We start from the raw sequence: 9,778 nt of genomic DNA, 5'->3' as shown, positions 1-9,778 counted from the left end.
ATGTTTAAGTTATTTTTCTTAAATATTTCAGAGAGTTCTTTTTTTTGAATATTTGTTATTCTCATATTGCGATTATCAATTACTATTATCTTAAAATTACTTAACTAATTAATGCGCTTCTAACCAATTTTTACCCAATCCAATTTCTACATCTAAAGGGACTGACATTTTGAAGGCGTTTTCCATTTCATGTTTAATCATTGGTTGGATTTTTTCTAATTCAGAGTTGTGCACGTCAAATACTAATTCGTCATGTACTTGCAATAGCATTTTTGATTGCCAATGTTCTGCTTTTAACCTTTTATGAATATTGATCATTGCAATTTTAATGATATCAGCTGCCGAACCTTGAATTGGTGCATTCACTGCGTTTCGTTCCGCACCACCACGAACAATCGCGTTGGCTGAGTTGATGTCTTTCAAATAACGTCTTCTTCCTGAAATCGTTTCTACATAACCGTGTTCTCTAGCAAAATCTACTTGCGAAGTCATAAAAGATTTCAATTTTGGATACGTTTGATAATAAGCTTCAATTAAATCAGCACTTTCTTTTCGTGATAAATTGGTTTGATTACTCAATCCAAAAGCTGAAACGCCATAAATAATCCCAAAGTTTACGGTTTTAGCGTGACTTCTTTGTTCTTTTGTCACTTCGTCTAAAGGCACATTGAACACTTTTGCAGCCGTACTTTTGTGAATGTCTTCGTGATTTTGAAATGCTTTAATCATGTTCTCCTCACCTGATAATGCGGCGATAATTCGTAATTCTATTTGAGAATAATCGGCAGAAACAAGCGTGTAGTTTTCGTCTTTTGCAATAAAAGCTTTTCTAATTTGTCTTCCTCGTTCTGTTCTAATAGGAATGTTTTGTAAATTAGGATTGTTAGAACTTAATCGACCTGTTGCAGCTACAGTTTGCATGTAATCGGTATGCACACGTTGTGTTTTTTCATCAACTTGGTTAGGTAAAGCATCAATATAAGTACTTTGTAATTTTACCATTTGACGCCAATCTAAAATATCCCTAACAATTTCATGGTCATTGGCTAAATAGCTTAAAATTTCTTCACCAGTAGCATATTGGCCTGTTTTGGTTTTTTTCTGCTTGGCACCTCCAATTTTTAATTTGTCAAATAAAATATCCCCAAGTTGTTTTGGTGAAGCTAAGTTGAATGTTTCACCAGCAGTTTCATATATTTTTTGCTCTAATGATTTTATTTCCACCTCCATTTCTTTTGACATCTCTTTTAAGAAATCTACGTCTAATCGAATGCCCTCAGCTTCCATATCGGCTAAAACTTGAACTAAAGGTATTTCAATTTCATCAAATAGTTTCTTTGTGCCTACTTTTTCTAAAATAGGTTGAAAATTTTCTTTTAATTGTAGTGTAATATCAGCATCTTCAGCGGCATATTCTTTAATGTCTTCTAAAGCTACCTCACGCATTGATTTTTGCCCTTTTCCTTTTTTACCAATTAATGTTTCAATGGATTTTGGGCTGTATTTTAAATAGGTTTCCGCTAGCACATCCATGTTATGACGCATGTCTGGGTTGATTAAATAGTGCGCAATCATGGTGTCAAACAATGGGCCTTTAACTTCAAGCCCATAATTGCGTAATACTTTTAAATCGTATTTCATGTTTTGTCCGATTTTTTCAATAGCTTCATTTTCAAAAAACGGTTTGAATTTTGTGACCAAAAGTTGCGCTTCGTCTTGATTTTCTGGAAACGGAATGTAAAATGCCTTGCCTTTTTCCCAAGCAAAAGACATGCCGACTAATTCTGCATTTAATGCATCAATACCAGTTGTTTCTGTATCAAAACATACAGAGGTTTGACTCATTAAATTTTGAATTAGAATTCGGGTAGGCATTTCTCCTTGTACAATTTGGTAAAAATGATCTGTGGTTTCAAGTGTAGCGTAAAATGAATGGCCTTGTGAAATTTCTTGATCGTCATCTGAAAATCCAAATAAATCCATCTGATTTTCAGGTCCTTTTTTAGCAGGAGTTTTTTTAATTATGTTGTTAGAATCTGTCCCATTAGTTTCAATTTCGTCATATTCTTTTCCTGAGCCAAATAATTTGTCAAATTGTGTTTTCATTTGACGGAATTCTAATTCTTGGAAAATAATATCTGTTTTTTCTACATCAGGTTTAGATAATTCATAATCTTTTTCGTCAAAGGTAACTGGGCAATCCAATAATATTGTAGCTAATTTTTTAGATAAAATACCTTTTTCCTTATTGGCTTCAATTTTTTCTTTTAAAGCACCTTTAAGTTTGTCGGTATTTGCTAATAAATTTTCCATTGAGCCAAATTCGGCTAATAGTTTTTTAGCTGTTTTTTCACCTACACCAGGTAATCCAGGGATGTTGTCTACTGCGTCACCCATCATGCCTAAAAAGTCTATGACTTGCAGGGGATGTTCTACTTCAAATTTTGCTTTAACTTCTTCTACTCCCCAAATTTCAATGTCATTTCCCATTCGAGCCGGACGATACATAAAAATATTTTCTGAGACTAATTGCCCAAAATCTTTATCGGGGGTTACCATATAAACTTGATAGCCTTGTTTTTCAGCTTGTTTAGCAAGGGTTCCGATTAAATCATCTGCTTCAAAACCTGCTTCTTCAATAATGGGGATGTGCATAGCACGAAGTAGTTCTTGTATGTAAGGAACGGCAATCTTGATAGCTTCAGGTGTTTCATCTCGATTAGCTTTGTATTCGGTGTACATTTCTAAACGATAATCACTTCCTCCTTTATCAAAGGCAACAGCCAAATGATCGGGCTTTTCTCTTCTTATTACATCCATTAAAGAGTTCATGAAGCCCATAATGGCTGAAGTATCCATACCTTTTGAGTTGATTCTTGGGTTTTTAATAAATGCATAGTACCCTCTAAAAATCAAGGCATAGGCGTCGAGTAAGAATAAGCGTTTTTGTGACATATTTTTTCGTTTAAAAAGTAAAAATACAATACTTTGGTTAAATAACGATTGTTAAAATTGATTTAATAGATGGGTGTTAATTAGATTAAGTTGTATTACTTTGCATAAAAAAAAGAAAATGAGAGGTTTGTTACCAATTTTAATTTTGTTAATCATTGAAATATATTCATTTCAAATAGTTAAAACGATTTCAAAAAACAAGTGGGTTTTAATTATTTATTTATTGGTTTCTGCCATACTCTTTTGTTATTTAATTTTTTCTTTTTCCACTTATGATAGAAGCAAAGGGCAAAACAAATACACCTTATTTGTTATAGGTTTATTTTTATTAGTTTATGTTCCAAAGCTTTTTGCATCTTTAATTTTAATTTTAGAAGATATTTTTAGGGTTTTTGAAGGTGGGGTAACTTATTTTGTTGATGAGCACAAAGGGTCATTTTTACCAGAAAGACGAAAGTTTGTAAGTCAGGTTGCTTTAGGTTTAGCAGCTATTCCTTTTTCTTCTTTATTATATGGAATTATGATTGGAAAATACAATTTTAAAGTGATTAAACAAGTGCTTTCGTTTGATGATTTGCCTGAAGAGTTTGATGGAGTTACTATTACACAAATCTCAGATATACATAGTGGAAGTTTTGATAACCCTGAAAAGATACAATATGCTATTGATTTAATTAATAAACAAAATTCAGATATTGTTTTGTTTACTGGGGATATTGTGAATACTCACGCAACGGAGATGCATCCTTGGATTGAAACTTTTAAGAAGATCCATACGCCAGTTCTAGGTAAGTTTTCAGTTCTTGGTAACCATGATTATGGTGAGTATGTGACTTGGCCAACAGAAGCTGACAAACACCAAAACTTTGAAGATATCAAGGATTTACACAGGCAAATTGATTTTAAACTTCTTCTTAATGAGCATGTTAAAATTAAAAAGGGGCAGAGTGAAATTGCTTTAGTAGGTGTTGAAAATTGGGGTATGAAATTTAAACAAGCAGGAGATTTGAAAAAAGCATCAGAAGGGTTGGATAGAAACGATTTTAAAATCCTAATGAGTCATGATCCTAGCCATTGGGAATATGAAGTAAAAGAGCATCCCAATCATTACCATTTAACTTTGTCTGGTCATACGCACGGATTACAGTTTGGTATTGAAATTCCAGGAATCATCAAATGGAGTCCCGTTCAGTATATTTACAAACAATGGGCTGGATTGTATGAAAACAAGGGAAGATATATTTATGTCAATCGCGGATTTGGTTTTCATGCATATCCTGGTAGAGTAGGAATCATGCCTGAAATCACAGTTATAGAGTTAAAAAAATCTAAAAAATTATCTTAATTTATTAAAAATAATACCTTTGTAGTACTATTGTATAAAAATTTATATACATTTGTTTATTAAATACTTCAATTTATGTCAAAATTTGGAGAACTTATCGATGCACAAGTGCCTGTTCTGTTAGACTTTTTTACAGAATGGCACGAGCAATCTATTGCAATGAATGAAACTATTCGGCACGTAGCTGCAGCATTGGGAGATAAGGCTAGAGTAATTAAAATCGATGTAGATAAGAATAAAGAGTTAGCTGAGGCTCTCAGGATTAAAGGCTTGCCTACTTTTATGATTTATAAAAATGGTCAAATGGTTTGGAGACAAAGCGGTGAGTTTGATGCTAATACGTTGATTACGTTAATTCAAGAGCAAGCTTAATCAATTTTCTTAAATATATATCCTTTCTCTTTTAATGCATCTATTATCTTAGGAAGACTTTCTAGTACATTATTTTTTGCCTTAAGACTGTCATGGAAAACAATTATACTTCCTGATTCTGTATGTCTTATAGTATTGTTATAGCATGTCGTAGAGTCAGTATTTGGGTTGTAATCTCTACTTAATACGTCCCACATGATTATTTTAAATCCTTTTTCTCTCAATAATTTGCTTTGTTTCGGCTTTATTTTACCATAAGGTGGACGAAAAAGCGCAACTGAAAAATGATGTTTCTCAATTTCTGCTTGGCACAATAAGACGTTTTGGATGTAGGTTTCGTTTGAAGTATTCCACCCTTTTAAATGATTGAAAGTATGGTTACCAATGGCGTGTTTTTTGGCTATTATTTTCTTAAAAAGATCAGGGTATTTTTTTATATTATCTCCAATACAAAAAAAAGTTGCCTCTACTTGTTTTTCTTCAAGTATGGATAAAATGCTATCTGTAACTTCAGGAATAGGGCCATCATCAAAAGTTAGATAGATGTGTCTGTCTGGATTTGGAAATTGCCAAATTTGAGATTTAAAAAGGAATGGTATAAATTTCGGGGCCTTAATCATAAAGTTGAAAAAAAGCCATTCAGTTAATCTAAATGGCTTTTGGTTGGTTCTATTCATTTTCTCTTTTATATGCGCCCATCATTTCATTGTAATTATTGAATTTTGTTCGCTCTTGATTATAAAATTCAATATCATTATTGTCTTTGGCAATGTATAATAAAGATCTGTATAACTCAATTTCTCTAAAAATTTCCATTTTATAAAACAATTTTTGTTTTTCGCTCTGCGATTTAAAGAATTTAAGTTTTTGTTGTCTTTTGATGATAAGTTGACTCAAGATAGATCTGGCTTCATTATTTTTATTCATTTTGTAATAGCCATCTGCAAAAGGTTCAACAGTAGTGAAGTATTCAAAATAATTAATAGGCATATTTTTCATTGCTATATCAATTATTTTTTGTGCTTTATCAAATTTTTTCTCTTCAATCAAAGCTTTCATTAATCGTGATAAATTTCCGCGATACGAAAGCGCATTTTTGCGTGTTTCTGGATCATGATAAATTTTTGAACTACCAGAGTTCCCCCATGTCCATTTCATAACATTTTTATACATCTTTTCGGTATCGATATAACCTAAATCATATGGATTTTCCTCATTAATAGGGGTTTTAATGGGTACTAATTTGTAAACCATTCCATCCAATTGAAGGTATTCTTTCATCCAAATATAATCATCTGCTCCATAACTTCCTGGTGAGAAGTAGATAGGTCTTTTCCAATTGTTTTCATTGAAAATATCAAGCATGATCAAGCGGTTTTTGTACAATGCACCACCTTTTAATCTTAAATTGATTTCTGGTACAATAGAATCGTAATATTTAGGATTAACCACTTTATTTTTGATAATTGTTTGTTTGTCAATTTTGACTTTCACGTTGTCGCTTGGGTAGTAATGTACAAATTGACCATTTTTCATTTCTTGTTTTGATCGTTCATCTTTTAAGAAATCAAGTATTAATCCAAGATTTAAAGTGTCTTTGGTTTTTTCAATGAATAAGGAATAATTCCTTTTGTCACCTACATAATCATTGTGGGTAAAAGAAATAGGTAGAGGTTCAGAAGCATTTGATTTCATTTTCATTTCGTCAATATACCAATCAGTTGCTAATAAACTTGTGTTTACGATACGAACATCTGTTCTATACCCTTCGATTTCTTGTAGGTACCACAGCGGGAATGTGTCGTTGTCACCAATAGTAAACAAAATGGCATTCTTATCGCAAGAATCTAAATAAGCTTTAGCCATGGCAACAGCTGTATATTTACCACTTCTGTCATGATCATCCCAGTTTTGACTAGCCAATAGAACAGGCGAGGCTAGCAGGCAAGCACCTATTACTGCTGGAAATGCTATTTTTGGCGAAGTATATTTGGCCACCTGCTGGTAAATGGCATATGCACCTACGCCTATCCACATGGCAAATATGTAGAAGGAGCCCACTAAAGCGTAATCTCTTTCTCTAGGCTCAAAAGGTCTTTCATTCAAATAGATTTTTAGCGCTAAACCTGTGAATAGGAATAAAGCTAACAATACATAAAATGATTTCCATTCGTATTTAGCGTGGAAATACATGCCTATTAAACCTAAAATAAAAGGTAAGAAGTAGTAAGTGTTTCTCGCTTTGTTGTTTTTCATGTCGTCTGTTAATTCACTTTGATTGTCTAACAGCATATTGTCAATAAAAGAAATACCACTCAACCAGTTACCTTCAAGACTTTCATAGTTTCCTTGAAGGTCATTTTGTCTTCCTACGAAATTCCACATTAAATAGCGGAAATACATATAGCCAAATTGGTATTCGAACATGAATTTGATATTATCAGAGAAGGAAGGTTTTTCAATAATTAAATAATCACCATAAGTTTTTAAAAAATCATCATATCCGTCTAAATCAATTTTTCCAGCTGAGAATTGTTTTCTAAAGTCAGACGCAATTTCGGTCATTTGCCCCATTTGCTCTTCATTCATTTCTCCGGTTTCTTCATCAACAAAAGCGTCTGGATTAACTCTAAATTCTAAAGGTTTTGTAAAAGTCATGTAGTTTTTAGCATGTTCTTCACTCCACAGACGAGGTAAAAATGCACTATGTTTTGAATCATAGTTTTGTTTTGCATTTTTATAATTATTAGTAATGATATATTTTCCTGTTTTTGTATCTCTTTCGTAATTTGGTTTGTCGTCAACATAAGGAGTTTCTTCATCAAGGCCAGAATACATAACAGAAAATTGAGAGCCGTAAAATAATTTTTGTTCGCCATATTGTTCTCTATTGTAATAGGCTAAAACCTCTGCAGCATCGCTAGGTTTGTTCTCGTTTATATTGATGTTAGAATTAGCACGAATAGGTAGCATTATCCAGGTTGAAAAACCTATAAGTACAAATAAGACACATAATAATAATGTGTTGTATTGAACTAGTTCTTTTTTCTTTGTGTAATTTAAACCAAAGTAAAATAAAGCAATAATCAATAAGAAAGCAAAAATGGTTCCCGAATTAAAAGGTAATCCAAGAGAATTTACCATAAAAATTTCAGTCTTTGCGAAAAAAGCTAAGGTGTATGGAAGTAGAAATTTAAAGATAAATAATAAAATTGCAACAATAACGATGTTAGCGATTATGAAGTTTTTTACCGTAACTGTCTTGTATTTTTTGAAGAAATACAATAATCCAATAGAAGGAATAGCTAAAATAGATAAAAAGTGTACACCAAAGCAAAGCCCAATTACTAAAGAGATTAAAACCAGCCATTTGTTCCCTCTAGGTGTATCTAGTTCTTCCTCCCATTTTAATCCAAGCCAAACCAAAACAGCAATAAATAACGAGCCCATAGCGTATACTTCAGCTTCAACAGCATTATACCAAAAACTATCTGTAAAAGTATAACTAAGCGCAGCTATCATTGCACTTCCTAAAGTTATTTTAGCTTGATTGTCGTTCCATTCTGTTACATGTTGGGCTATTTTTTTTATGATTTTTGTCATAGACCAATACATAAACAAAATAGTAAAAGCACTAGAAAAGACAGACATCATATTAACCATCAAAGCGATATTTTCTTTATTAGAAGCAAACATGGCAAAAAAAGCACCTATCATTTGAAATAATGGTGCGCCAGGTGGGTGACCAACTTCTAGTTTTGCTGCAGTGGCAATGTATTCTCCACAATCCCAAAAACTCATAGTGGGTTCTACGGTTAAGGTGTAGGTTATCAATGCGATAGCAAAAGCGATCCAGCCCATAAGGGTATTCCATTTACTGTAGTTGAATGAAATCATAAATTGAATAATTGTATTTTACCCTACAAAGAAACTATTTATACTAGACATAACCAATAATTTTTTTTTAAATATTTCTAAAAAAATATTTGGAGAAAAAAATATTTGTATTACATTTGCACCCGCAATGGACAAGCATTGCTCTCTTTACTGGTCTATGGTGTAATGGTAACACAGCTGATTTTGGTTCAGTCGTTCTAGGTTCGAGTCCTAGTAGACCAACAAAAAGCCTGAGATTTCTCAGGCTTTTTTGTTTTATTAAGTTTTGAGGTTTTAAGGTTAAAAAAAACTTGGCAATTGCCAAGTTTTGATGTTAGATTTTAAAAGTAACCACTGGTCTTTTTGAGTGATTAACTAAGTCTTCAGAAATACTTCCGTTAAAGAAGTGTGCAAGACCTTTTCTGCCATGAGTACACATCCCAATTACATCAGAGTTTGAATCTTTTGCAAAGTGTAAAATTCCTTTCTCTACATTGATGTCATTGTAAATATGTGTTGAGTAGTTTGAAAAATCGAATCCAGAGATGAATTCTTTCATTCTTTTCTCAGCCACTCTAGATGGGGTGAAATTGTTAGGTGTTGTGATGTTTACCAATTTGATATGAGAATCAAAACTTTTTGCAAATTCAATGACTTTTGCAAATGGAGCTTTTATTTCGTCAGAAAAGTCAGAGGCGAAAACCAAATTGTTTACCTTGAAGTCTTCTTCGTCCTTTTTGATGATTAAAACAGGTATGGATGAATTTCTTACTACTTTTTCTGCATTTGAACCTATAAACATTTCTTGAAAACCGCTTGCGCCATGAGATCCCATGATGATTAAATCTGCATTATGTTTTTCGGCGTTTTCAATAATTCCATTAAAAGCCATGTGGAACTGTACTATGCTAGCTACTTCAATTCCTTCTAAATATGGAGAGTCAACTAATTCATCTAATTTATTTACTGCGGCATTTTTAAAGAACATTAATTCAGGAATGTCATGCGCGGTTGTGATGGCGTCATTTCCTGTTTGTTGTAGTTCTAACATGTGTAATAAAATTACTTTTCCATTGTTTTTCTTAGCGACCTGAGCGGCAACTTTAAGAGCATATTCGGCATGTTTAGAAAAATCTGTAGGAACTAAAATGGTTTTCATATTTAATTAATTTTGGTTTGTATTATTAATAGCATAAAAGTACAAAAATTATTTCAAACTGATTCCAAAAA

6 protein-coding genes and 1 tRNA gene are annotated in these 9,778 nt (G+C 32.5%); 3 read left to right on the top strand and 4 right to left on the bottom strand.

Annotation, left to right across the window (positions count from 1 at the left end; translation table 11 throughout):
* Positions 1-108: 108 nt before the first annotated feature.
* Entirely contained in the window at positions 109-2,955 is a 2,847-nt protein-coding gene (gene polA / locus QZ824_RS09015; protein ID WP_291275691.1) for a DNA polymerase I, read from the bottom strand.
* 118 nt (positions 2,956-3,073) lie between these two features.
* On the opposite strand from polA, the gene QZ824_RS09010 reads away from it, so the two are divergent.
* Together QZ824_RS09010 and QZ824_RS09005 are read left to right on the top strand one after the other, a co-directional pair.
* Entirely contained in the window at positions 3,074-4,300 is a 1,227-nt protein-coding gene (locus QZ824_RS09010) for a metallophosphoesterase (protein ID WP_291275690.1), read from the top strand.
* A 75-nt stretch (positions 4,301-4,375) separates the two neighbouring features.
* Entirely contained in the window at positions 4,376-4,672 is a 297-nt protein-coding gene (locus QZ824_RS09005) for a thioredoxin family protein (RefSeq protein ID WP_291275689.1), read from the top strand.
* On the opposite strand, the gene QZ824_RS09000 is transcribed toward QZ824_RS09005, so the two are convergent.
* The gene (locus QZ824_RS09000) at positions 4,669-5,349 is read right to left on the bottom strand and encodes a polysaccharide deacetylase family protein (RefSeq protein WP_291275688.1); all 681 of its coding nucleotides are present in this window, start codon (positions 5,347-5,349) and stop codon (positions 4,669-4,671) included. The genes QZ824_RS09005 and QZ824_RS09000 overlap by 4 nt on opposite strands.
* Complete coding sequence (locus QZ824_RS08995; protein WP_291275687.1) at positions 5,342-8,569, bottom strand: DUF2723 domain-containing protein; 3,228 nt, start codon at positions 8,567-8,569, stop codon at positions 5,342-5,344. Before QZ824_RS08995 ends, QZ824_RS09000 begins: the two co-directional genes overlap by 8 nt.
* A 151-nt stretch (positions 8,570-8,720) precedes the next feature.
* Between QZ824_RS08995 and QZ824_RS08990 the strand changes: the two genes are divergently transcribed.
* Positions 8,721-8,791: transfer RNA gene (locus QZ824_RS08990), tRNA-Gln, on the top strand.
* 91 nt (positions 8,792-8,882) lie between these two features.
* On the opposite strand, the gene QZ824_RS08985 is transcribed toward QZ824_RS08990, so the two are convergent.
* A complete protein-coding gene (locus QZ824_RS08985; protein WP_291275686.1) occupies positions 8,883-9,707 on the bottom strand; it encodes a universal stress protein in 825 nt (274 codons plus the stop codon).
* Between the last annotated feature and the right edge of the window lie 71 nt (positions 9,708-9,778).

This window comes from Flavobacterium sp. (genome assembly GCF_021151785.1).
GTDB lineage: Bacteria > Bacteroidota > Bacteroidia > Flavobacteriales > Flavobacteriaceae > Flavobacterium.
This window is presented reverse-complemented; position numbering and strand designations above follow the sequence as displayed.

Excerpts from the sequence above, each read along its gene's own strand:
- polA (WP_291275691.1), bottom strand. The coding sequence starts at position 2,955 with ATGTCACAAAAACGCTTATTCTTACTCGACGCCTATGCCTTGATTTTT.
- QZ824_RS09010 (WP_291275690.1), top strand. The coding sequence starts at position 3,074 with ATGAGAGGTTTGTTACCAATTTTAATTTTGTTAATCATTGAAATATAT.
- QZ824_RS09005 (WP_291275689.1), top strand. The coding sequence starts at position 4,376 with ATGTCAAAATTTGGAGAACTTATCGATGCACAAGTGCCTGTTCTGTTA.
- QZ824_RS09000 (WP_291275688.1), bottom strand. The coding sequence starts at position 5,349 with ATGAATAGAACCAACCAAAAGCCATTTAGATTAACTGAATGGCTTTTT.
- QZ824_RS08985 (WP_291275686.1), bottom strand. The coding sequence starts at position 9,707 with ATGAAAACCATTTTAGTTCCTACAGATTTTTCTAAACATGCCGAATAT.
- QZ824_RS08995 (WP_291275687.1), bottom strand. The coding sequence starts at position 8,569 with ATGATTTCATTCAACTACAGTAAATGGAATACCCTTATGGGCTGGATC.